Below are 22847 nucleotides of genomic sequence, written 5' to 3'. Positions count from 1 at the left end.
CGCCTCCCCCACCTAGGAGCATTCGTGAGGTTCCTCAGACGTCTTCCCGCCCTGTTCGTGGTGGCCCTGATGGCCCTGACCGGACTCTCGGCCGTCCCGGCGCAAGCCGGGGAGACCGGTGCGACGGCGGCGCCGGTCTTCAAGGCGCCCTACCCCTGCGGTCAGCGATGGACGTACAGCCACCACTCTGCCGAGGTGCGCCGCGCGCTCGACTTCGTACGCGCCGACGGTGGTACGACGGCGGGCACTCCGGTGCTCGCCTCGGCAGCCGGCACGGCGACCCGGTACTCGCAGCCGAGCGGGGCCGGCAACTACATAGCCATCGACCACGGCGGCGGCTGGAAGACGTACTACTTCCACCTCTCCGCGTACTCCGTGCCGAGCGGCGCGTCCGTGGCCCAGGGGCAGCAGATCGGTGTGACCGGCAGTACCGGCAACTCGTCCGGAGCCCACATCCACTACGAGCAACTGCTCAACGGGGTGGGCCAGAACATCGTCATCAACGGCGCCGGCCTGTCCTACCCCGGCAGCTACAACCAGGCGTACCTGACCAGTGACAACGGCTGCGGCGGCAGCGGCGTCCCGTTCAACACGTGGGGCAGCGGGGTGAACGTCCGTGCCGACGCCCGCGTCAGCGCCCCCGTCGTCACCACCCTCGCCGGTCCGACGGCCGTGCGGGTGCTGTGCCAGAAGCAGGGCGACACGGTCAACGCCGAGGGATACAGCAACAACTGGTGGAGCAAGCTGCGCGACCAGAACGGCTTCATCAGCAACATCTACATCGATCACCCCGCCGCGCAGTTGCCCGGCGTACCGCTCTGCTGATCCGCGACGGTGGTGCGCGCGGTCCGGCCGGGGCACATCCTGCCGGACCGCCGCGCATTCCGGCCGAACGGTACCCGCCCGGCCGTGTTGATGACATGCATGCGTCATTCTTGTGATGCGCGTAGAGTTCCGCTGGACGGGCGTCACCAAGCGCCCGTGACCACCGGGGGTGCGCTGTGCTACGGGTGGACTTCACGAGCCAGGAACTGGCCCGCTTACGCGTCGCGTCCGGCGTGGACCCGCTCTGGGAGACCGCCCTGAGCCTGCACCTCCTCCAGAACCGCCAGGCGCCCCTCGCCTTCGGCGCGTGGCGCGCGGAAGTGGGCGCGGCCCTGCGGCGATCCGGCCTCGTCCCCGTGACACGCGCACTGACGCGACTCTGCCCCGACGGCTCCTACTTCCCCGACTTCCTGACACCCGGCCGCGGGGACACGGATCTGGAGACCGGGCTCGACCGGCTGCTCTCCACACCGAGGCGCCGCCTCCGCGCCGAGATCATCCGGCTCCACGCCCACACGGCGGGCCCCGTCCCGGCCGGGCTGCGCACGCTCGCCGACGGACGCCCCGAAGCGCTGCACCGCCTGGGCACAGCCCTCCGCGCCTACCACCAGGTCGCCGTCGAGCCCTACCTCACCGCGATGCGCGCACAGGCGGCAGCCGACCGGACCGTACGCGCCCAGGCCGTCCTCAGCCACGGTGCGGAGGGCCTGCTCACCGGGTACGACCAACTGCCGGGGTGGCGGTACCGGGAGGGGAGGCTGCGCGCCCCGTATCCCGTCGAACGTGAACTGAGCCTGCGGGGCAGGACGCTGACACTCGTCCCCGGATTCTTCTGTGTACGCGCCCCTCTCGCCCTCGTGGACGAGGAACTGCCACCCGTCCTCGTCCACCCCCTCTCGCCCGCGCCCGGCTGGCTCGAACGCGACCGCACCAAAGGCCACGCCCCGGTGGCGCAGCTCATCGGTGCCACCCGTGCCGAACTGCTCCGGATGCTGGACCGCCCGATGACCACGATGGACATCGCCGCGGCGCTGCGCCTCGCGCCGTCGACGGCCAGTCGGCACGCCACCGTGCTCCGCGAGGCGGGACTGCTGCTCTCGCAGCGTCAGGGCGTGCGGGTGCTCCACCACCGGACGGGGCTGGGCCGGGCCGTGCTGGAGGGGGCTTCGCAGTGAGTTGCCGCGCAGGCGGTCCCGGGGTCCGCCCCGGGACCGCCTGCGCCTTCAGTAGGCGTGTCCCATATGGGCCAGGGCCTGCTTGAGGAGCACTCCGTGGCCGCCCGGCATCTCGTCCTGCACGGCGTGTGAGGCTGCCTCCTCCGGGCTGAACCAGACCAGGTCCAGCGCATCCTGCCGCGGGCGGCAGTCGCCGGTCACCGGCACGACGTAGGCGAGGGACACCGCGTGCTGGCGCGGATCGTGGAACGGGGTGACGCCCGTGGTGGGGAAGTATTCGGCAACGGTGAAGGGCTGCAGAGAGGCCGGGACGCGCGGCAGTGCCACCGGGCCGAGATCCTTCTCCAGATGGCGCAGCAGGGCGTCACGGACTCGCTCGTGGTGCAGGACGCGACCGGACACGAGGGCACGGCTGATGTTTCCGCCGGAGCCGATCCGGAGGAGCAGCCCGATGCTGGTGACGTCGCCGCTCTCGTCCACCCGTACGGGGACGGCCTCGACGTACAGGACGGGCATCCGGGCCCTGGCCATGTCCAGTTCGTCCGTGGTGAGCCAGCCGGGCGTGGTTTCCGTCATGTCAGACATCGCTTGATCATACTTACCCGGCCGCGATTCCGGTCGCGTGTCCGCCACAGGATCTCGCTCGGCATCATTTCCGTTTTCTGCCGCCGGTCACGGACCTCTGCCGCCGGTCGCGGATCATCGGCGCCGACGGAGGTCTCGGGCTCGTGCAGGGACGAGCGAGGGCTCACGCGGTTCCCGCGCCGTCGGGGGACGGCTCGACCAGGCGGTACATGACGGAACGCTGCTGCTTGTGGCGCCGGATACGGCCCTTGGCCACGAGCGACTCCAGGGTGTTGCGTACGACCTGCGGTGTCGGTGTCCGGTCGCGATGCTTCTCCAGCAGTTCGTCGCGCAGCTCCCTCGCGAGGCGGGGCTCCTCGTGTGCGCTGAGCAGCTCCAGGAGGAGGTCCCCGAGCAGCAGTTGCGGGGACGCCGCCTTCGCGATGGACTCCCGGGTCTTCTTGACCGACCCCGTTGCCCCGGTGGACGCGGGGCCCGGCGAGGCGGGCGCCGCTTCGGCTGCGCCCACGGGCTGCGCGGGTGTGGGGACCGGTTCGCGCTGTGTCTGTCCGGGCAGGCGCGACGGGTCCGACGGGGCCTCGTGGCGTTCCGCGAGAGTCAGGATGTCGGAGAGGAGGGTTTCCTCCTGTTTCAAGAGCGTGAGCTCTGCGGCCAGTTCCTGCTGCCGGCGGTGGTTCTCCTCCAGGTCCGACGCGGCTTGAGCGACATACCGCGATCGGAGTGTGGCGGCGGATCGGCTGGTCACAACCCATCACTCCTCTTCGTGAACGATGCTGCGCATGCTACCCAGGCGGGAAGCCCGGAGAGCCGGGCGATGCCCGTTCGGACGGAACACCCGTGGAAAGGTGTTCCGAGGGTGCCACACCTTTCCTGCCCGCGCGGACAGTTGTGTCCGAACCTGCCATCGGGGGTCAGGAGAGTGGCGTACCGGCAGCCGTGCTCTTCTTGCGGGCGCGGTAGGCCGCAGCCTTGATCTTGTTGCCGCACGAGTCCATGCCGCACCACTGCCTGCGCATGCCCCTGGAGCGGTCGATGTAGACACGGGTGCACTCCGGGTTGCCACACTCCTTTAGCAGTGGCACGTCGGGTCCGCTCAGCAGCTCGACGGCCAGTCGCGCGACGGTGGACAGGGCCTCCCCCGGCGTCGCGTCGGTCCAGCGCCCCGAGGAGGTGAGCTGCGGCACCGCGGCCGGCGCACGCGCCGCGTCGTTCACGAGACGCAGGGCGGCAGCGTCGAACTCCTCCTCGAGCCTGCGTGCGGTGACCAGTTGATATACGGCCTCGCGGACGGCTGTCGCCTGCTTCACGTCGGACTCCTCGCCCGGCGTGATCGCGTCGACGACACCGGACTCCAGATACCAGGCGTCCAGCCGGTCCGGGTTCGCGAACATGTCGAATCGCCTGGTGTGCCGGGCACGCAGGGTCGCGGCGAAGTCGAGTGCTGGATTCCCGCATACGAAGACATGGTCGAGATTCACATCACCATCCTGGCAGGTGACTCATGGTGGTGCAAGGATCGAACAAGGCGAACGTATGAGGACTCCGCCAGGGATTCCCGTGTCAGAGGTGTGTGGCGTCGACGACTGCTCGGGCGAAGGCCTCGGGTGCTTCCTGGGGCAGGTTGTGGCCGATGCCGGCGAGCGTCCGGTGATCGTACGGCCCGGTGAACCGGTCGCGGTAGGAGCTGCCGTTGCCGGGCGGGGTGAAGGGGTCGCGCTCGGCGTCGAGGGTGATGGTGGGGGTGTGGATGGTGGGCCGGGCCCGCAACTTCTCCTCGTACTGGTCGTACCGGCTTTCACCGTCGGCGAGTCCGAGGCGCCAGCGGTAGTTGTGGATGACGATGTCGGCATGGTCGGGGTTCTCGAAGGCGGCGGCGGTGCGTTCGAAGGTGGCGTCGTCGAAGTCCCAGGTGGGGGAGACCGTGTCCCAGACCAGACGACAGAGGTCGTGCCGGCCGGACGCGCTCTCCATGGCGCGGCGACCGCGTTCGGTCGCGAAGTAGTACTGGTACCACCAGGTGCGTTCTGCGGCCGGCGGCAGAGGATTCTGCTGCGCCTCGACGTCGGTGATGAGGTATCCGCTGACCGAGACCAGTGCCGTCACCCGTCCGGGCCACAGGGCGGCGATGATGTCGGCCGTACGGGAGCCCCAGTCGAAGCCGGCGAGGACGGCTCTGTCGATCTTGAGGCTGTCCATGAGGGCGATGATGTCGAGGGCGATCGCGGACTGCTGGGCGTTGCGGAAGGTCCTGCCGCTGAGGAAGCGGGTCGTGCCGTGGCCGCGGAGGTAGGGGACGATGACGCGGTGCCCCTGGTCGGCGAGGAGGGGCGCGACGTCCACGTAGCTATGGATGTCGTAGGGCCATCCGTGCAGGCAGATGACCACGGGGCCGTGCTGCGGGCCGGTCTCGGCATAGCCGACGTCGAGGAGACCGGCTCGTACCTGCTTCAGGTTGCTGAAGGAGGTGTGGGCACCGCGGTTGGCCTCGGGAGTGGCCGGGGTCGCGCCCTTCCCCCGGGGTGCCGTGCTGGAGACGGCCGACGCGCCCTGCATGCCGGCCAGTGACGCCGCTGCCGTGCCTGTGCCGAGCCCCATGGCCTTGCTGAAGGTGCGTCTGTTGAGCATGGTCAAGCCTCCGTTGTGGGTGTGGCGGTGATGCGTGCGTTCGGAGATCGGATGAGCAACGGCAAGCGGTGTGTGATGCCGTGCGGTGGGATTCATGGCACTTTCTCCGCTTCCACTGCATCACCTGTTCAGCAGGTGACGCTAGCTTGGCATCGATATGCGTCACTGGTCAATGAGGTGACGGCAAGTTGGGCCGTTGGGGGCGGTCGGTAGGGAGCCGGGCCGCGTTCCGCCGTCGAAGGGTGTGGTGGGGCATCGCGTTGCGCAACGACCGCCGGCCAGGCAGCCCGCGTTGTCGTCGATGCGCTGCTGAGCGGCATCGGAACAGCCTGAAGCAGCCGCAGGCGGCGCGCGGTGCCGTTCGCTCGGTCCCCACCTGCATCCGCATCTCGCCGGCGTCGTCCGCGAGCATCCGGGTGAGGTCCACAGGCCGCAGGAAGGTGCTGGCCGCTCTGCTGCGGTCGTCCTTCCGCGGTCCGCTGAAGGCCGGCTGACCGGTTCCGGCGTCGCCGACGACGGGTGAGCGAACCCGAGGCGGACCGGGACCGGTCTCCGTACGGGTCCGTCCCACCTGAATGTGTGACGATGAGTGAAGAGCGACGAGGGAACGGCGGTGCAGGGGGAGGCCGGGACTGCCGTGCGTCCCTCACCGGTGACAGGAGTACGGAGGATGACGCAGATGCGGCTCGGTGTGGCACTTCCGACCTTCGGCCCGCATGCGACGGCGGAGGGCATCGCCCACGTCAGCCGTACGGCTGAGCTGTTGGGATACGACTCCCTGTGGACGGGGGACCGGATCCTCACCCCTTCCGTGCCGAGCGCCCGCTATCCGGGCGCCGGTGGTGTGATGCCACGGTCGTACGAGAACCACATGGACCCGCTCACCGCACTCTCGTTCGCCGCCGCTCACACCGGCAGGGTCCGCCTGGGGACGAGCACGCTGAACGGCCTGTGGCAGCCGCCCTTGGTACTGGCCCGTACGCTCACGACTCTCGACGTCCTCAGCCGGGGCCGGCTGGACGTCGGCCTCGGGCTGGGCTGGATGCCGGAGGAGTACGCCGCAGTCGGTGTGCCCTGGGACGGCAGGGGGGCACGTCTGGAGGAGTCGCTCGACGTACTGGAGAAGTACTGGGCGGGCGGGGTCCTGGCACACGAGGGGCCGCTGTTCAGCGTGCCGGAGGCCGTGACGGGGCTCCGGCCTCACCAGCGGCCGGCTCCACCCGTGCTGCTCGCCGCGTTCACCCCCCGGGGCATGAGGCGTGTCGCGCGGCGGGCCGACGGCTGGCTGCCGACAGCCATGCGGCTGCCGCGGCTCACGGCCATGTGGACGTCCATCGCCGAGGAGGCCACGGCGGCGGGCCGGGACCCTTCCGCACTGCGTATGGCCCTCCGGGTGAATCCGGAACTGACCGACGTGAAGGTCGACCCCGAGCAGGTTCCCGGTTCCGGAACGCTCGACCAGTACATCGATTACGCGCGACAGGCGGCCGGTGCGGGAGTGCACGAACTCTTCATGGACTTCGGGCAGTCGCCCACCACGCTCGACGAACGCGTCGATCTGGCGGGGCGTTTCATCGACGGCGTGCGCGCGGGCTGACCACAGGCGCCACGCTTCGTCGTGTCGCGGTGTCGGCCAGACCCGTATCGGCCCCTTCGTACCGCCTGCCGCCCCTCGGAAGCCGCTGCCTCGCGTCGGGGCGCTGTTGGGGGCGCGTGGGCCGTGGGCTCGGCCTCCCCCAGCTGCTGGAACTGTGCGACGCGCGCCTCAACAGCCCTGGTGAAGGCCGTGAATACGGTGCTGCCGGCCATTCCCGGTGCAGCGAGTGCCAGACCGTCCCCTTCTGACCTGGGCCTGGCCCCGCAAGCTCGACGAGGGGCATGTCCCGACGCCGTGGTGAACCGGCCGGGGCTCCCGCGAGCCGTGATGAGCCCCACGGAGTCCGGCAGGCATACTGTCCACCCCGTTGCCGAGGAGGACTTCCGATGCGCAGAGTGATGTGTTCGATGGGTGTCTCACTCGACGGCTACATCGTCGGGCCGGACGGCGGCTTCGACTGGACGGAGCCGGACGAGGAGCTCTTCCGCTTCGTGACCGACGAGATCGGAGAACTCGACGCCTACCTGATGGGACGACGGCTGTACGAGACGATGCTGTACTGGGAGAACGCCGCCCAGGATCCGTCGCTCGACGACGCGTCGCTCGCATGGGTCGCGCGCTGGAATCCGCTCCCCAAGGTGGTGTTCTCCACCACGCTGTCGGCGGTGCAGGGGCATGCCCGCCTCGCCTCCGGCAGTCCGGCGGAGGAACTCGAGCGGTTGCGGGCCGAGCCGGGTGAGGGCGGCATCGCGATCGGCGGCGCGACACTCGCCTCCGAAGCCGCGGATCTGGGGCTGATCGACGAGTACCGGGTCAGGGTCTATCCGGTGCTGGTCGGCGGCGGCATCCCGTTCTTTCCGAGGGGCGAGCGCCGGGTGGATCTCGAACTCGTGGACAGCCGAACCTTCAGCTCACACGTCGTGTATCTCCGCTACCACGTGGCGCGCCGGTGACCTGGCGCAAGGGACTCCGTGTCCACAGTGGTCCTGTCCGAGCGAACGGCTCCGGCTCAACTTCTCCGATGCGCCCACTCGGAGAGATGCCCTGAGGCTTCGTCCCGTCGCACTCCCGGTCCGCTCCCGGTTTCCCCGGTCCGTGGTCTCGCGCAGGTTCGCCTGGATGCGTGCCAGGGCTTCCATGGCAGGCAGATGGTGGACCCGTGGTTCGAACTCGGCATGCTGTGCACCGGCTCCGCCGCGCCGCCTCCGACAGCCCGACCTCACCGCCGTGGTGGTTTGTGGGCGAGGAAGGTGGCGTACGTCCTTGTGGCCCCCTCGCCGGGTTCCTCCACCAGACGCGCGGTGAGGACGAGTCCGGCTCCCACCAGGAGCTCGGCAATCCGGTCGGGCGGCAACAGGTAGGACTCGTAGGACACCGGATTCCCGCCATAGGCCTGGGTCGGACGTAGATGCTGGTCCGCTCCCACGTGGCCCGTCAGCATCAAGGAGCCGCCCGGAGCGAGAGCGCGGTGGAACTCGCCGAACAGCACCGGCAACAACGGCGGTGGCGTGTGATGGGTGGAGTAGTACGCGAGGACCCCACCGAGTTCGTCGTCCTGTATCGGGAGCGACGTCATCGAGCCGACGTCGAACCGCAGATGCGGGTAAGCCCCGCGGGCCACCTCGACCATGGCGGGGGACAGGTCGATGCCGAACGCGGGCACCCGCTGCTCCGCCAGGTACGCCGTCACTTTGCCGGGCCCGCATCCGAGATCGGCGACGGGCCCGAGCCCAGCCGTGCGTACCACTTCCGCGAACACGTTCAGCATCCCGCGTGACAGCGGATCCAGGTCTGCCGGGGGCTTGACCTGTTCGAAGTAGGCGGAGGCGACGGTGTCGTACGACTCCTGGACGGCGGCGAGGTAGGAGAGATCGGGCACGCCGACGACTCTAGACGAGGTCCGCCGTTCGATGCCCGATGCACCGTTCCTGGTCGGAGGTGCACCTTCGGCCTGCACCTTCGGCCTGCACCTTCGGCCTGCGCCGTCGAGGGGCGCCGGAGCGGGAACGGAGGTGGCGAGCATCCGGACGCGTCCCCGCCGTCGCGCGCGGGAGCGGGCCGGGGCGTCCACCTGAACTCGGCCCGCGAGACGGCGGGGAGAGCGTACCGAGACGGGCGGGCTCCAGGATGGTCGGCTGCGAGCCGCCCGCGCCCGGGGTGTCCGCTCGCGCCGGATGAGCGCCGAAGGGCGCAGACAGAGAGTGAACACCCATGCCAAGACCCAGAGGCGGGCTCCGCCTCGCCGCGGCGGTATCCGTCGCGCTGGCCGGCCTGTTGGCCGGCACCCTGCAGGCTGCAGCCGCCCCCACCCCTGAGCCGGCCGCGTCCGGCGCTCCGGCGACGGACACCCCCTGGAGCGGCTCACAGGGCGCCGGCGCCCCCGAGCGCCGACCCGACGCCGCGGAAGCCGGGATACCGGAGAAGAAGCGCGACGCCGCACTCGGCACGGGCTGGCGCACCTCGCGGGACCGGTTGTGGACCACCACGGGCGACGCCCAAGGCCTGCACCTGCTGGTCGCCGACGAACGGTCCGGGTACGCCTGGAAGACGGCTGCCACCCTTGCCGAGCCAGGCTTCGACACCGACGCATGGATCGGCAACGCCTGCGTGACCGAGTCCGGCGACCGGGCCGTGGTGGTCTACGCGCCCCGCACCTTCACCAACAAGGCGGAACTCTTCGCCCGCGGTGCCTTCGCCGCCGTGGTCGACCTCACCACGGGCGAGGTCACCAAGCTCCGGCGCCAGGTCAGCCTGGCCTACTACAACCCCGGCTGCGGCGCCGGTGAGGAAGCCGTGCTCACGCAGAGCGGCGGCGAGGACAAGACCTCGACCAGGCTGTTGCGTGTGGACGCCGCGACCGGCAAGGTCGCCGCCCCCGTCAAGGTCGCCGGACAGCTCACCTCCGCCGTCCCCGCGGGCAGCGGGCGCATGGTGGCGGCCGACACCTCCCGCATCGTCTCCGTGTCCGCCGACGGCCGGCGCTCGACCCTGGCCGCGACCGACGCCGTACCCTTCCGGCTCACCCCCGACCAGGACGGCGGACTGACCTTCCTGGACCGTTCCGGCGACCGGGCGACCGCCCGGCACCTCACTGCCGGGCAGCTGAAGTCCCCCGACGCCGGGCGCAAGGCCACGGCGTTGGGGCACGGCAAACTCGACGCGGTCGACGTGACCCGTTCCGCCGACGGCCGGGTCTACCTCACCGGTGCCCAGCGCGGTGTCACCGCCGGTGCTCTGCCCAAGGCGGTCCGGCTGCTCGACGCCCCCCAAGGGGCCCGCGTCTCCACCAAGGGCCGAGCCGTCATCACCAGCACCGCCTGGGCGGACGGCAAGGACTCCCGGGTGACCTCGGAGGGGGCGGCCGAGCCCCGCCCCGTCACCCTCGGCGTCAGCCTCCCCGCCCGTAAGCGCACGATGACCTTCGTCGTCGACCCCGCCGCGGTCGTCGGCGCCGACGCCGAACAGGGCGTGGCGCCCACGCCCGGCCTGGGCACGGGCACGGGGAAGAAGGCGGCACGGGCGGCGAGCGGCCTCGCCGCGGCCGCCTCGCCGAGCAACCCTGTCGAGGACGAGCGGTACTGCTCCGTCCCACGCAACGACCCCCGCAACCAGGCGATGCAGCCCAAGCCGCGTCAGGTGGAGTGGGCCGTCGACCAGGCCATCATGGGCACCCTGAACGCCAAGGCCTCGCGGCCCGCCAACTGGAAGAACCTCGGCATGCCGGCGTACGCGCCGCAGACGCTCTTCCCGAAGAAGGCGCTCGTCGACGGCGATCACGTCCCGGCGCAGGTGATGCTCGGCATCACCGCCCAGGAGTCCAACATGTGGCAGGCGGCCCGCTTCGCCGTCCCGGGCGTCACCGCCAACCCGCTCATCGGCAACTACTACGGGCTGGAGATCTACAACAGCAGCAGTGCCGATGACTGGGACATCAACTGGGCCGAGGCCGACTGCGGTTACGGCATCACACAGGTGACCGACCACATGCGTCTCGCCGGCAAGGAGAAGGGGCCCTCCGACACCGCCTGGGCCTACCAGACCCAGCGCGCCGTCGCCCTGGACTACGCGGTGAACGTCGCCGCCGGCCTGCAGATCCTCACCGACAAGTGGAATCAGATCCGCAACGCCGGCATGAAGATCAACAACGGCGATCCGGTCAAGATCGAGAACTGGTTCTTCGCGCTCTGGGCCTACAACTCGGGCTTCTACCCGCAGGCCGACAGCGGCAAGAACAGCGGTGCCTGGGGCGTGGGGTGGGCCAACAACCCCGCCAACCCCGAGTACCCCGCCAACCGGGCCTCTTTCATGGACACCACCTACGCCGACGCCGCCCACCCGCAGGACTGGCCCTACCCGGAGAAGGTGATCGGCTTCGCGGGCCACCCGCCGGAGCTGCTGGAGGCCCCCAACACCCCCATCTCCGCCTACCGTCCGGCCTGGTGGAACGGTGACATCATCACCGCTCCGCTCAACCGGGCCAACGCCAAGCCGCCCGTGAACCAGTTCTGCGACGCGAGCAACACCTGCGAGCCGGGCAAGTCCTACACGCCCAACGCCCCCGAGGTGGCGGGCTCCAAGGCCGGTCCCTGCGCCCACAAGAACGCCTCCGGCCAGTACGACCTGAAGTGCTGGTACCACCAGAGCAGCACCTGGAAGAGTGACTGCTCCTACTCCTGCGGCAACGAGCTCGTCCGCTTCGACAGCACCTACGCCGAACAGCCCGACGGCACCCCCTACCCGCCCAACTGCTCCACCTCGGGTCTCCCCTCGGGCGCCCTCGTCATCGACGACCTCCCGGACGGCACACCATCGGTCCGGCCCGGCTGCACCACACCCACCAGCAACCAGGGTTCCTTCGCCCTCAACTTCGCCGCCGACTCCAAGGGCCTCTACCCCTCGAAGATCGACTTCCATCAGCTGGGAGCGGGCTACGGCGGCCACTTCTCCTTCGCCCACACCCGCCAGGCGAGCGCCGAGGGCGGCAAGATGAAGGTCACCGGCACCTGGACCCTCAACAAGACGCTCAGCCAGCCGGCCCGCGTCCTGGTCCACCTGCCCGACCACGGGGCGCAGACCCAGCTCGCCCAGTACGACGTCACCACCAAGAACGGCGTACGCTCCCGAGTCGTCCGCCAGCCGGGCAACGGCAACCGGTGGGTCTCCATCGGCGCCTTCATGTTCGGCAACGTCCCCAAGGTCACGCTCAGCTCCGTCACGTCCGACGGTTCCGGCGACGAGGACATCGCGTTCGACGCCGTGGCCTTCGTCCCCATCACCGGCACCTATGTGGAGCGCAGCGTCGACGCCGTGGCCCTCTTCGACGAGGACCAGAACCTCGACACCTCCGCCCCCGCGTCCTGGATCGGCGGACCGCTCACCAGCCGCCAGAACCTCTACGACTGGGGGATGGACCTCACCGGCCGCATCACCTCCCTGCCCTCGTGCACCGCGGGCCCCACCACCGGGTGCGTGATGCCGGCGACGAAGAGCGCCATGACGGCCTGGCGCTCGCAGGTGACGTCCGCCGGAACCGACCCGGTCAACCACCCCGACGGCACCAGCCAGGGAACCTGGGTGGGCTTCGCCAACCCGTACACCGACCGGCCGACCAGCTCCACCAAGCCGACCAGGTTCGACAGCGACGACAACTCCTACAAGATCCGCTCACGGACCACCGTCTCGTTCGTCAAGGACTCCGCGGGCACCGTCATCCCGGGCAGTGAGTACGTGGACTACGGCAACCGCACGGGCAACACGCACCTGCCGAAGTTCATGACGGAAACCTTCTCCGCGCTCGCCACGGACTACGGCATCGCCAGACCGGACCTGCGCTACTCGGTGAAGAACCTCAACCAGCACGACAACAAGAACCACGCCGCCGACCCGCTGGCGACCGGCGTCCTGCCGGGCCGCGCCTACGCCTACGCGGGAAAGAAGCCGACCGTGGTGAAGGACGACGACACCCCGGTCGACACCGGAGGCACCTGTGTGGCCACCCTGTACGCCTCCGGCGGGTCCATCGGCTACCGGCCCATGCTGGGTGCCGACGCACCCAAGCAGAACGTCGACAGCTGGCAGAAGAAGGCCGACAGCGACAGCCGGGTGCCGGACGCGGTGGCCGAACTGGCCCACGGCATCTGGTCCAACTTCTTCCAGACCGAGCTGCTCTCCCCCCTGGTCGGCACGGCCTTCGGCCAGGCGCCGCCCATCTGGCAGGAACTGAGCCTGAAGGTCTGCGCCGACGGATCCGTACGCAAGGTGAGCGGGCGCCCCTACCTGCGCTCCAGCCACATGCCCGACCAGTACCTCTACGTGGACGGCAAGGCCATGAACCTGGACGGCACCGCCGGTGGCGCCTCGCCCGTGATCAAGGGAGACTTCCAGGACTTCAGCAAGATCCCGGACCCGAACCAGGACTATCCGCTGTGGCCCAACCCGTACGGGCCGTGCAACTTCGCCACCGACCAGAGCGGCAACCCCTGGGACATCACGGCACCGGCGTCCGCCGGAACCGACCCCTCTCCGGCACACTTCTGCCTCGACAAGAGCATTCCGCTCGACGCGGGGTACAGCAGCTACTGACCACCCCCGTCCGACCCTGACCCACGACCGGCCGGCCGCCCTCGCGCGGCCGGCCGGTCCCGTTCCGTCTGGAGGCCCTCCGGCCCATGGGACTCATCCTGCTCGTGCTGCTCATCGGCCTTCTCTGGCTCCTGCTCGCCCTGCTCCCTCTGCGGCGCCGCACCGTCCGGCTCGTGTTCACCTCCGTCCACCTGGCCGCCACCGTGGTGCTCGTCGTCGCGGCGGACCGGTCCTCACCCGGGCAGCCCGCGCTCTGGGTGCTCCTGTTCGGCCCCGGAGGGCTGGTCTCCCTGGTGCGTCTGGGCCGAGCGACCGTGAGCGCCTGAAGAGGTTCCCCCGCCCCACACCGAAACCATCACGGCACGAGGCGAGACGTTCCGGATGCCGGCGATGCACCTGTCCCAGCCGGCGGTCGAGGCGGTCGGATCTCGCAGTGCTCGGCGGCGGATTTCAGAGACGGCAGCCCCGCACGGTCACGACGGAGGCTTGTCAGCTCGACGTACCGGCGGCATCGGCCGGGCCTCGGCCGATCGCGTCCAGCGCGCGGTTCAAGACGTCCTGGACCTGGCCGTGGGCCGGGATCGTGGTCGCAAGGCCCTGGGCCCGGTAGTGGCCGACGACCGGTGCTGTCTCTGTACGGTAGACCTCCAGGCGCTGACGAACGGTTGCTTCGCGGTCGTCCTCGCGCTGGTACAGCCCGCCGCCGCAGAGGTCGCAGAGTCCTGCCACTTCGGGCGGGCTGTGGTCCACGTGAAAGATGTGGTCGTGGTTCTGACGGCACAGCCGCCGCCCAGAGATCCGTCCGACCACCTGGTCCTCGGGAATCTCCAGGTCGAGCACGGCATCCAGCTTCGAATCCGAGTCGGCCAGGATGCCGTCCAGCGCCCGCGCCTGGACAAGATTGCGGGGGAAGCCGTCCAGCAGGAAGCCGCGCTCGGTATCCGGGCGGGCGAGGCGCTCATTGATCATCCCGATCGTGACCTCGTCCGATACCAGAAGGCCGGCGTGGATATGCGTGTGCGCGTTCTGTCCGAGCTCGGTGCCCTGGCCGATGTGCTCGCGAAACAGGTCACCGGTGGAGATGTGCTGGATCGACAGATGCGCGGCAAGGCGCACTGCCTGTGTGCCCTTGCCGGCCCCGGGCGGCCCGATCAGAAGGATGCGCATCGATGAGGTACCCCTTCGTCATGCGTGGCCCAGGATCGGTCCCGGACGTCGCGGCCGCGACTGAACGCTAGTGCCGTTTCCCGCTGGGGCGCGATCCGGCGGACCTCAAGTCGGAGCGGGGGACAACCCCCAGCGTGAACCTTCCCCTTTCCCCGGATGGTCGTGACGATCCTGGGACAGTCTCCGAGGGCGCGCGGGGGCACAGATCTCATCGACCAGTGGCCCCGGCGCACAACGCGTGAGGGCCGGCGTACAAGGCAAGGAGCTCCCATGCGTACCGACCGCAGGACCGCTGCCACCGTCGTCGCCGTGATGCTGGCCTCCGTGGCCCCCACGGTCGCGCAGGCCTCCCCGGCGACACCATCTGCCGCCGCTCCGTCCGCATGTCGTCCGGCCAACCACATCGCGGAGATCACCGAGGCACCCGCCAGTTCGGGGCATCACCACTACCGCGTGACCCTGACCGCGCCGCGCGGTCACGACGCCTGCGAACTGGAGGGTTCGCCGACCGACGTGCGCTTCTCCGACCGCGGGACGCGGACCCGGATCACCGTCGGCCACTACGGCGAGCAGCGCACCACAGTGACCTTCGGCCCCGGCCGCCCCGTGCACTTCGACGTGCAGGTCCCCAACGGCGCCCGCCAGGTTCCCGCTGACGAGGCATCCTTCACCCTCCAGACCCCGGACGGGCAGATCCCCGGCGCCTCCTTCGCGCACGGCAGGCTGAAGGTCGCCATCGGCACACTCATCGGTCCCGTGCGGCACGGAGCCTGACCAGATCGCCCGCGCCACGGCCCAACAGCCGCTGGACGCCACTCTCACGACTGACCGCTGGGGGGCAGGTACGAGACCTGCCACCCGATCCAGCACGGCCGAAGAACGACCTCCAAGACAAGAGCAGTCAGCGCAGAACCAGGCATCGACGTTCGGTAGCAACCGGCGCCGCCCGTCACGGCACAACGTGTCGCGGTGTCGCGGCAATCTGTTCGCGTGACGTCCTCCCTGCCACGTACGGTCTGCGCATGACCAGAACCACGCCGGCCAGGCCGATATCCGTGGAGACCGTCTTCCCGGAACTGACCGCCTATCGGGGCCGTGTCACGCGGCTGCACCCCCGGCCGGGGCTGCCCGGCGCGCGGGACAGCCATGTCGGCGGCCCGATGCTCTGGCCCTACGACGAGCCGTGGCCGGTCTGCCACGAGCAGCACCAGAGGGAGACGGAAGGCTACGCGCCGGACGAGATCCTCACTGCCCGGGCTTCGGGCGGGTGGCCGCCGAGCCGGCCATGGCCCGCCGACGCGGCGCCCGGGACCGACGCACCGGTGCCCTTCGGAGGGCTCGCGCAGCTCTTCTGCCGGGATGTTCCGGGCCTGCCGCCCGGGCCCGACGGGGCGGACCTGGCGCAGATCTTCCGTTGTCCGTTCGTCCACGGCCTCCATCATGAGCGCCGCTACCACCTGCGGTGGCGGAAGGCCGAAGTGGCCGAGCGCGCTGGACGCTTCCTCGATCCACCACCCCGAGTGCCCCTGCTACGAAGCGAGCACGAGCTGCCTGAGCCGTGTGTCCTGCACCCGGAGGAAGTAGACACCTATCCGTGGGCGGAGGACGGCGTACTGCCCGGCCCACTGATCGCACGCATCGACGCTTGGGACGACGCCCAGATCTCGGAGCACGGTCCTCACGCGCTCAACTACCAGGGCGCCCTGTCGATCCCGCCCGGATGGCGGGTCGGCGGGTTGCCCAGCTGGGCCTCGACCGGGCCGATGGCCATCGACTGTGCCTCCTGCGCCACTCCGATGCGGCTGCTGCTGACCGCGGGGGGAGAGGAGACGGACGTGGATTCGCACAGCTGGGTGCCCCTGGAGGACCGGGATCCGTCCTGGCGGGGGAATGCCGCGGTTCAGGGCGGTCCATTCCTTGCCCAGCCCACTCGGCTCCGATTCGGACGGGACCGGGACCTGCACGTCTTCGTCTGCCCGGCCGACCAAGGGCACACGCCCCGATGGATACTGTCCTGAATGGTGCGAGGGGTACGGCTGTTGACGCCTGATCACGTCGTTCCTGCGTTGCGATGAGTGCGGGAAGATCGCGGTGCGCCTGGGCGTTGTCACCAGGTATGAAGATCAGCGATGCTTCCAGGGTCAGCGGCGTGAGCGCGCGGTCGTTGCGGCACTACGAAGATGAAGGCCTGATCGTTCCCGGTCGTTTCAGCAACGGGTTCCGCGACTACTGCCGGTCCACCATCGACCGTGTGCTCGTCATTCGCTCGCTGCTCGAGTCCGGGCTGCCCGTGCGACTGATCAGGGAAGCCCTGCCGAGCCTCACCGACGGGTCCGATGGCGGCACGGACGCGGACCACGCGGAGTTCCTGCACGAGGTGCAGCGCCACCGCGATCGCCTCGCCGCGCGTATCGCCATTCTCAGCGATCAGCAAGCGGCACTCGACACCTACCTACGGGAGGCTCGGTCACGCCGCCCCATGACCGCCACTTGACCTTGACGTAAGTGTGAAACTCCTACCTTTCGCTCATGGAGATCAACGAGCAGAAGAGCAACGACGGTCGGACGACACGGGCACTGGTCCAGCGGTCGCACCGAGGGCCGAAAGACCTGACCCTGACGACCGGTCCGCTCCGTCTCACCCCGGGGCCCGGCGAGTACCTCATCCGCGTGGGCGCCGCCGGGGTCAACTTCGCCGACGTCATGCAGACCCATGGCACGTACGAAGGAGGTCCACAGGCGCCGTACATGGCGGGCTTCGAAGCCGCGGGCGAGATCGTGGGCGTCGGCCCGGACGTCGAGAGCGCCCTTCCGCTCGGCACCCACGTCGTCGGAGCCGGACCAGGCGCCTTCGCGCAGTACATGACGATGCCGGCCGCTGATGCACTCACCGTGCCTGCCGGCTGGAGCGACGCCGAAGCCCTCGGCCTGGTGCTGAACTGGGCCACCGCCTTGGCGGCACTGAAGCCGTTGGGTGAGATCAGGGCGGGTGAGGTGGTCCTCGTCCATGCCGCGGCCGGAGGCGTGGGGCAGGCCGCCGTCCGCCTCGCCCACCACTACGGCGCACGCGTGATCGCCACGGCGTCACCGGCCAAGCACGACACCGTCAGAGCACTCGGTGCCGACCAAGTCCTGGACCGCGCACGCCCCGATCTGGCGGAGGAGATCACTCGCCTCACCGGCGGGGTCGACCTGGTCCTGGAGTCGGTGGGACGGGCGACCTTCGAGGCCAGCCTGTCGGTCACCAAACCCTTCACCGGACGTGTCGTCGTGTTCGGTGCCGCTTCCGGCGACGCCACCGTGACCACGCACGACCTGGTCTTCACTCACCAGGTCCAGCTCAAGGGCCTGCACATCGGTGCGCTGGCGGTTGCGGCACCGTCCCTCTACCGGTCGTTGCTCGTCGAGATCGAGTCACTCATCGCTCAGGGCGTCTACCCGCCCGGCACCCCTCAGGTTCACCCCCTGGCCGAGGGGGCGTCAGTGATGCAGCAACTCGAAGCCGGCCAGACATGCGGCAAGCACGCGCTCGATCCCTGGCTTCAGGAATGCCTGTGACTCACAGCGACTTCCGTCTGCCATGAAAGCCGTGCGGCCGGACCGACGGCACGCTGTTCCGTACCCTCGAGACCGACCTGGCGCCGATCGCGCAGTTCCGCCCTACCGGCGGTATCTGCGCGTTCCGTCCTACCCGGCGCCGTCGAGCACCTCACGCAGCCGATGCCCGAACTCGTCCGGCTTGCCCGGGTAGCCGAACTCCCCGTCGAGGAAACCGCCGTGATGACTCGGGAAGGTGGTCACCCGCCGGCTGAGCAGCTCGGCGGTCGCGACGGAGGTGCGCCCGGTCTGCACGTCCTTGGACTCCTCACCCACCGCGATCACCAAGCGGGTCGCAGCCGTGGCGATCGCGTCGACGTCCGGCCGGTAGTCGCTGATCGCCCAGGACCGGTCGGACAGCAGCGGATCATCGCGTGATCCGTCGTCCTCGGTGGGCATCCCGAACGCGGCGGGATCGGCATCCGGCTGAGCGAAGTACGCGTCGGTGAACTCACCCTCCCACGAGGTCATGGTCACGAACGCCGCCATCCCCGCCTCCCACCCCCGCTTCTCGTACGCTTCCCGTACGCGGGCCCGCGCCCGCACGGCCGCCGGCCCGTCCGGTGTGAGCGTGATGAGCGGTGGCTCGTGCGCGACCAGAGTGGTCACGTCACCCGGGTACGCCGCCAGGACCGCGAGCGCGGTGACCGCGCCGCCGCTGCTGGCGAACATCTCGACAGGACCGGCCCCGAGCGCCTCGATGACGGCATGCACGTCCTCGGCCTGGGTCTCGGGTCTGTGGTCGACCCGCCCGTCCTTACGGATGCTGCGACCGAGCCCTCGCGGGTCGTAGGTGGCCACCGTCCGCTCGGGGAAGCGGGCCGCGAGCGCGGCGAATCCGGTGGCGTCCATGGGCTGCCCGATCATCAGCAGCGGCGGACGCTCGTGAGCAGCCGTCGACGGACGGCGAACGTCGTAGACGAGGTCCGCCCCGGCGGTCTCCAGTGTGTAGGTTTCCATACACGTACAGACCGGCCCCGCCCCGGAAACTCATCGGTCCCGGCACATCGTCCCGGTCGTTCCGTCCAGGAGGTCCACACCTCGGATCCGGCGGTGTCCTCAAAGGGGGATTCCGGGCGGCTACTGGAAGCTGAGCCGGTGCGGGTGAACCGGATCGGCCGGGCAGGTGTGTACGCGCATCAGGCCGCGGCCGAGGTAGACGTCGGTCGGGTTGGTCGCGTGCGGGGCGTGGCCGGAGTCCCGGTCCTCGATCGGCAGCCAGCTGCGTGAGGCGCCGTCACATTCCCACATGTCCACGGTGAGCAGGGGCGGCATCGCGGCCCCGCACACCCCGCAGTCGACCGGAGCGGGGTCGGTCAGGTGCCATGAAGCAAAGCCGCCGACCTTCCAGCCAGGGGCGATCGAGAGATCGCTCATGTAGTCGATCTCCTCAGGCTCCGCAGCCTGGGCCACGGCCATCGCCTCTGCGTACTCCTCATACGTCGCGTGGCTCGCTGACGAGAGCGGTTCGACCTCGTCTTCTTCTTCCTCGTCGAGGAGACCCTCCTCCCACTCGTCGATCTCTTCCTGCAACTCCTTGTCCAGCAGCCCGAGGTACTCGTGCTCCACGACTTGCTCCGGGTGCATGACGCACATGGTCGGCACGCACTCCGCCCGGCCTGCCACCGGCGGTTCGGGCTGCGGCGTGAGTACGGCGCCGACATCGGCGGAACGCCGCCACTTCAGTACGACGTCGATGGTGCGGTCGGCGCCGTGCGCCTCGAAGGGGCACCAGAGGACCTGCAGGAGGTCCTGGCCCTCGGGTCCCACGAGATCCGGGATCTCCCGTGCGTACAACTGGGCAACGGCCAGCAGCGGCGACGGATCGTCGTCAAGAAGCCCTGGGACGTGGCTGCCCTCGCTCATGCCGTCGAGCAGACGCTGTTCGTCCTCTGTGCGCTCCCGCCCCTGGGAGTCCTCCAGGATCCGACGACTCAGCCTCACATCGGCGAGGAGGTGGCCCGTGTCCTTCGGGTGTACAGCCGTGCACACCGGCCACGGTTCCTCGGCAGGCCACAACAGAGGCCCCGCCACCGAGCTCTCCCGCACTCCGGGAGAGCCGTGACGGGGGTGCAGCCGTGTGGTTGTGCGCCGGTGGGCTGCCAGGGCAGGGAAAGCCGCTTCCACGTCGAGTGGACGCGGCGGGGTGGTGCGGGGCACGGGGAGGCCTTCCGATGACGGTAGAGGGCGATGCTGTCCAGCGCAGGTCAAGCTTCTCCTGGGCGCCGGTGAGGACGAGCAGCGGGTGGTGATCGAAGCGGGATGTACCGAGGGGGCCGCACCCCTGCGACGAGACGCCGGTGGGACGCCTGGGAGGGCACGGAGACCGCGAGACACCCGGCACCTGTCAGCTCCGTGAGGACGGTGCGGACACCGACGCGCTGTCAGCAGTCGAACACCGACCAGCAGATGTCGTTCCGCAACCGTTGATCATCAAGAACGACCTCGCGAATCGCCTCCGGGAGCTGGTCGCGCTGCCACTGGCACTCGAGTCGCCCTGAGGCCTGGCTGCCGCCCGGTGGCGCGGCAGCGCGTGCGGCCTTGATCGCGTAGGCAGCAGCCCCGAGTTCGTGCGCGGCGACGTGGGCGACGACTCCGGCCTGGCCTGCGGCGTACGCGGCATGCCGTGCGGCGCCACGCAGGTCTCGAGCCGCGCCCATCGCATGGCCGCCCGCCGCCCGTGCCTCCATCATCGCGACCTCTCCACGCACCCACGCGCGGGCAAGCCCGATCGCCCGGCGCGGCCTCGGGTCCTCAGGCCGAGCCGACTCGAAGAGATCAAGGACGTGCTCCGCGCAGGCTGCGGCCCAGAGGGCGAGGAGGTGGTGATCCGGGTCGGTGAGGGTCCCACCGCGGCGAATCGTCACGAAACGAGGATCCCTGACCTTCGGGAGGATCATGGCCGGCGTTTCCTTCCTGCTGATTGCTGACTGCTGATATGTGGCGAAGCCTGCAAACCCCATGGCTGATCCGCAAGCCCGGCTACCGTCTCCCGGCCGAGCGGGAGGAGTTCCTCGCTGCGTCACCGGGCCACGGACCAGACCCGACTCAGGCCTTGCGCTGCCCAGAGCCGCTGGCCACGATGGGCGGCGCGAGCCGACCGCTGCCGGGCGGAGGAGCGGAACCGCCGATGCCGGCCGTGGGGGAGCGGGCACGATGTCCACGCAGGGGTCCGATGACAGCGCGCTGCGGTGTACGCTTCGGCGGCCCTGCCTGCCGGGGCTTCCCTCGTGTGAGTACGGTGCCTGTATGAAGATCAACGGGGCGGACCAGCAGCAACGAGGGCATGTACTCCTGATCGCGGGCGACGCCGCCACCCGGCGTCGGGCCGTGCAGGTCCTGCCGTCCGCGAATCTCGCGGCGCTGTCACTCCTCCCCACCTCTGTCCTGCTGGGCAACAGCGCGCCCAGCGACACGACGTATCTCGACGGCATCCACGACCAGAACGCCCTGCAGGTCCGGCTCCGCGCAGCGGCAGCGACCCCTGGACCCCTGCTGGTCTACCTCTCGGGGCGTCTCACCACCGACCGCCGCGGCAGACAGCTCTACCTCGCGCTCTCCCAGACCACGGCCTCCACCACCCGCTACACGGCGCTGCCGTGGGAGTGGCTCGGCACCGAGCTGCGCGATCGGCCCCGAGGGCTCACCACCGTGCTCTTCGACCTCGCGGCGGACAAGGGAGCGTGGCCCCTGCTCCAGGAGTACGCGCTGATGCCGGCCGCGACGGCGGCAGAGGTCTTCGGTGTGGTGGCCCCGCCCGGATTCTCCGGGACCGCCGGCGTCAGCGAGTACACCCGGCAGTGGATCCAGCAACTGCGCCACAGCCCCGGGCGTCCGACCAACTCCCAGGTGCACGCTTTCACCGTGGCCGCCGCCGCACTGCCGCCCGGCGCTCTGGTCATCCCCTCGGCTCCCGGTCTCACGGCCTCGGCGGACCAGCCATCCATGACCGAGCTCCGGAGACTGCTTGCGGAGAACGCCGCACGGATGCCTCGCCCGCGTCCGGCCGACGAGGAGACCGGCACGCCGGCGCCCGGGCAGCCGGAGGAGCCGCGCCCCACCCAGCCGGCTGCCCAGCCCGCCTCATCCTCGCCGACAGCGGTCCACGCTTCCGGAGACGCCCCGGTCCCTCCCGTTCCTCAGCAGGGACGCGAGGTCGCCCCCGCTCCGCGATCCGTGGTGCGGCACCTGCCGACGCAGCCCCCGCTGCCGGCCGACCCGGCGCTCGTCCAGGAACCGGAACAGGATCCTCGCCCGTACATCCACGCTCTCGCGCAGGCCGGACGACACCACGAGGCGGCTCAGCTGGCCCAGGTCTGGGAGCACCACATCCTGCAGACCAACGGGTACAACTCCCTGCAGGCCACCCAGTGGGCGGAGATCCGGGCCGACCTCGCCAAGATGGCGGGCAACTGGCTGCTCGCGACGCAGCTGTGGGCCGGAGCCGGAAGGACCCGGCTCGCTCAGCAGGCGTCGGATGCCCCCGAACTCCTGGCCGCCGCCCGGAGCGCCCACTACTGCTGGACGCAGATCACGGACTCCGCGAAGGCGCAGGAGTGCGGCCCCGAACTGATCCTGCTGTTGAGCTCGCTGCCCGCTCTCGACCGCCGGCACCTGATGATGGCGCAGCAACGACTCCACTTCCTCAACCGGCACTGACCCACACTGCCGCGGCCGGACCGCACGTGCGAGGC

General features: G+C 70.0%; 20 protein-coding genes. 11 read left to right on the top strand and 9 right to left on the bottom strand.

Features of this window, described 5'->3' with window-relative positions:
- The first annotated feature begins 24 nt into the window (after positions 1–24).
- Both OG488_RS01530 and OG488_RS01525 read left to right on the top strand, forming a co-directional pair.
- On the top strand, positions 25–825 hold the full coding sequence (locus tag OG488_RS01530; RefSeq protein ID WP_329225117.1) for a M23 family metallopeptidase: 801 nt from the start codon (positions 25–27) through the stop codon (positions 823–825).
- A 185-nt stretch (positions 826–1010) separates the two neighbouring features.
- Entirely contained in the window at positions 1011–2000 is a 990-nt protein-coding gene (locus OG488_RS01525; protein WP_329225115.1) for a winged helix-turn-helix domain-containing protein, read from the top strand.
- Positions 2001–2048: 48 nt separating this feature from the next.
- Here OG488_RS01525 and OG488_RS01520 read toward each other — a convergent pair whose 3' ends face one another.
- From OG488_RS01520 to OG488_RS01505, 4 genes are all read right to left on the bottom strand, one after another.
- Positions 2049–2585 (bottom strand): NUDIX hydrolase family protein, encoded by a 537-nt coding sequence (locus OG488_RS01520; RefSeq protein ID WP_329225114.1) that lies wholly within the window; start codon positions 2583–2585, stop codon positions 2049–2051.
- 163 nt (positions 2586–2748) lie between these two features.
- Positions 2749–3330 (bottom strand): hypothetical protein, encoded by a 582-nt coding sequence (locus OG488_RS01515; protein WP_329225113.1) that lies wholly within the window; start codon positions 3328–3330, stop codon positions 2749–2751.
- Positions 3331–3496: 166 nt separating this feature from the next.
- Positions 3497–4063 carry a CGNR zinc finger domain-containing protein gene (locus OG488_RS01510; protein ID WP_329225111.1) on the bottom strand — a complete coding sequence of 189 codons (567 nt, stop codon included), beginning with the start codon at positions 4061–4063 and terminating at the stop codon, positions 3497–3499.
- Between the two features lie 82 nt (positions 4064–4145).
- The gene (locus OG488_RS01505) at positions 4146–5210 is read right to left on the bottom strand and encodes an alpha/beta fold hydrolase (RefSeq protein WP_329225109.1); all 1065 of its coding nucleotides are present in this window, start codon (positions 5208–5210) and stop codon (positions 4146–4148) included.
- A 670-nt stretch (positions 5211–5880) separates the two neighbouring features.
- Here OG488_RS01505 and OG488_RS01500 point away from each other — a divergent pair.
- Positions 5881–6807, top strand: coding sequence for a TIGR03619 family F420-dependent LLM class oxidoreductase (locus OG488_RS01500; protein ID WP_329225106.1), 927 nt, complete (start codon positions 5881–5883; stop codon positions 6805–6807).
- Between the two features lie 386 nt (positions 6808–7193).
- Positions 7194–7760, top strand: a complete 567-nt coding sequence (locus OG488_RS01495) for a dihydrofolate reductase family protein (protein WP_329225104.1) — start codon at positions 7194–7196, stop codon at positions 7758–7760.
- Between the two features lie 266 nt (positions 7761–8026).
- Here the strand turns inward: OG488_RS01495 and OG488_RS01490 are convergent, their stop codons facing one another.
- A complete protein-coding gene (locus OG488_RS01490) occupies positions 8027–8686 on the bottom strand; it encodes a class I SAM-dependent methyltransferase (protein ID WP_329225102.1) in 660 nt (219 codons plus the stop codon).
- 332 nt (positions 8687–9018) lie between these two features.
- Here OG488_RS01490 and OG488_RS01485 point away from each other — a divergent pair, with 332 nt between their 5' ends.
- Positions 9019–13389 carry a golvesin C-terminal-like domain-containing protein gene (locus tag OG488_RS01485; RefSeq protein ID WP_329225100.1) on the top strand — a complete coding sequence of 1457 codons (4371 nt, stop codon included), beginning with the start codon at positions 9019–9021 and terminating at the stop codon, positions 13387–13389.
- 86 nt (positions 13390–13475) lie between these two features.
- On the top strand, positions 13476–13715 hold the full coding sequence (locus OG488_RS01480) for a hypothetical protein (protein WP_329225098.1): 240 nt from the start codon (positions 13476–13478) through the stop codon (positions 13713–13715).
- A gap of 163 nt (positions 13716–13878) precedes the next feature.
- Here OG488_RS01480 and OG488_RS01475 read toward each other — a convergent pair whose 3' ends face one another.
- Positions 13879–14556, bottom strand: a complete 678-nt coding sequence (locus tag OG488_RS01475; RefSeq protein ID WP_329225096.1) for an adenylate kinase — start codon at positions 14554–14556, stop codon at positions 13879–13881.
- A 270-nt stretch (positions 14557–14826) separates the two neighbouring features.
- Between OG488_RS01475 and OG488_RS01470 the strand changes: the two genes are divergently transcribed.
- The 4 genes from OG488_RS01470 to OG488_RS01455 all read left to right on the top strand — a co-directional run bounded on the left by OG488_RS01470 (position 14827) and on the right by OG488_RS01455 (position 18114).
- The gene (locus tag OG488_RS01470) at positions 14827–15330 is read left to right on the top strand and encodes a DUF4232 domain-containing protein (RefSeq protein WP_329225094.1); all 504 of its coding nucleotides are present in this window, start codon (positions 14827–14829) and stop codon (positions 15328–15330) included.
- Between the two features lie 248 nt (positions 15331–15578).
- Positions 15579–16574 (top strand): hypothetical protein, encoded by a 996-nt coding sequence (locus OG488_RS01465; RefSeq protein ID WP_329225092.1) that lies wholly within the window; start codon positions 15579–15581, stop codon positions 16572–16574.
- 98 nt (positions 16575–16672) lie between these two features.
- Positions 16673–17050: a MerR family transcriptional regulator gene (locus tag OG488_RS01460; protein ID WP_329225091.1), complete on the top strand. Its 378-nt coding sequence runs from the start codon at positions 16673–16675 to the stop codon at positions 17048–17050.
- A 35-nt stretch (positions 17051–17085) separates the two neighbouring features.
- Positions 17086–18114, top strand: coding sequence for an NADPH:quinone oxidoreductase family protein (locus tag OG488_RS01455; protein ID WP_329225089.1), 1029 nt, complete (start codon positions 17086–17088; stop codon positions 18112–18114).
- A 129-nt stretch (positions 18115–18243) separates the two neighbouring features.
- Here OG488_RS01455 and OG488_RS01450 read toward each other — a convergent pair whose 3' ends face one another.
- The 3 genes from OG488_RS01450 to OG488_RS01440 form a co-directional block, all read right to left on the bottom strand.
- A complete protein-coding gene (locus OG488_RS01450) occupies positions 18244–19113 on the bottom strand; it encodes an alpha/beta fold hydrolase (RefSeq protein ID WP_329225088.1) in 870 nt (289 codons plus the stop codon).
- A gap of 120 nt (positions 19114–19233) precedes the next feature.
- The gene (locus OG488_RS01445) at positions 19234–20145 is read right to left on the bottom strand and encodes a hypothetical protein (RefSeq protein WP_329225086.1); all 912 of its coding nucleotides are present in this window, start codon (positions 20143–20145) and stop codon (positions 19234–19236) included.
- 392 nt (positions 20146–20537) lie between these two features.
- On the bottom strand, positions 20538–21053 hold the full coding sequence (locus tag OG488_RS01440; RefSeq protein WP_329225084.1) for a putative immunity protein: 516 nt from the start codon (positions 21051–21053) through the stop codon (positions 20538–20540).
- A gap of 349 nt (positions 21054–21402) precedes the next feature.
- On the opposite strand from OG488_RS01440, the gene OG488_RS01435 reads away from it, so the two are divergent.
- Positions 21403–22812 carry a hypothetical protein gene (locus tag OG488_RS01435; RefSeq protein ID WP_329225083.1) on the top strand — a complete coding sequence of 470 codons (1410 nt, stop codon included), beginning with the start codon at positions 21403–21405 and terminating at the stop codon, positions 22810–22812.
- Positions 22813–22847 lie beyond the last annotated feature (35 nt).

This window comes from Streptomyces sp. NBC_01460 (assembly GCF_036227405.1).
In the GTDB taxonomy this organism is placed as follows: Bacteria; Actinomycetota; Actinomycetes; order Streptomycetales; family Streptomycetaceae; genus Streptomyces.
The sequence above is the reverse complement of the archived record's forward strand: the minus strand, read 5'-3'. Positions and strand labels throughout refer to the sequence as shown.

Excerpts from the sequence above, each read along its gene's own strand:
- OG488_RS01520 (WP_329225114.1), bottom strand. The coding sequence starts at position 2,585 with ATGTCTGACATGACGGAAACCACGCCCGGCTGGCTCACCACGGACGAA.
- OG488_RS01505 (WP_329225109.1), bottom strand. The coding sequence starts at position 5,210 with ATGCTCAACAGACGCACCTTCAGCAAGGCCATGGGGCTCGGCACAGGC.
- OG488_RS01500 (WP_329225106.1), top strand. The coding sequence starts at position 5,881 with ATGACGCAGATGCGGCTCGGTGTGGCACTTCCGACCTTCGGCCCGCAT.
- OG488_RS01495 (WP_329225104.1), top strand. The coding sequence starts at position 7,194 with ATGCGCAGAGTGATGTGTTCGATGGGTGTCTCACTCGACGGCTACATC.
- OG488_RS01485 (WP_329225100.1), top strand. The coding sequence starts at position 9,019 with ATGCCAAGACCCAGAGGCGGGCTCCGCCTCGCCGCGGCGGTATCCGTC.
- OG488_RS01480 (WP_329225098.1), top strand. The coding sequence starts at position 13,476 with ATGGGACTCATCCTGCTCGTGCTGCTCATCGGCCTTCTCTGGCTCCTG.
- OG488_RS01475 (WP_329225096.1), bottom strand. The coding sequence starts at position 14,556 with ATGCGCATCCTTCTGATCGGGCCGCCCGGGGCCGGCAAGGGCACACAG.
- OG488_RS01470 (WP_329225094.1), top strand. The coding sequence starts at position 14,827 with ATGCGTACCGACCGCAGGACCGCTGCCACCGTCGTCGCCGTGATGCTG.
- OG488_RS01465 (WP_329225092.1), top strand. The coding sequence starts at position 15,579 with ATGACCAGAACCACGCCGGCCAGGCCGATATCCGTGGAGACCGTCTTC.
- OG488_RS01460 (WP_329225091.1), top strand. The coding sequence starts at position 16,673 with ATGAAGATCAGCGATGCTTCCAGGGTCAGCGGCGTGAGCGCGCGGTCG.
- OG488_RS01455 (WP_329225089.1), top strand. The coding sequence starts at position 17,086 with ATGGAGATCAACGAGCAGAAGAGCAACGACGGTCGGACGACACGGGCA.
- OG488_RS01450 (WP_329225088.1), bottom strand. The coding sequence starts at position 19,113 with ATGGAAACCTACACACTGGAGACCGCCGGGGCGGACCTCGTCTACGAC.
- OG488_RS01440 (WP_329225084.1), bottom strand. The coding sequence starts at position 21,053 with ATGATCCTCCCGAAGGTCAGGGATCCTCGTTTCGTGACGATTCGCCGC.
- OG488_RS01435 (WP_329225083.1), top strand. The coding sequence starts at position 21,403 with ATGAAGATCAACGGGGCGGACCAGCAGCAACGAGGGCATGTACTCCTG.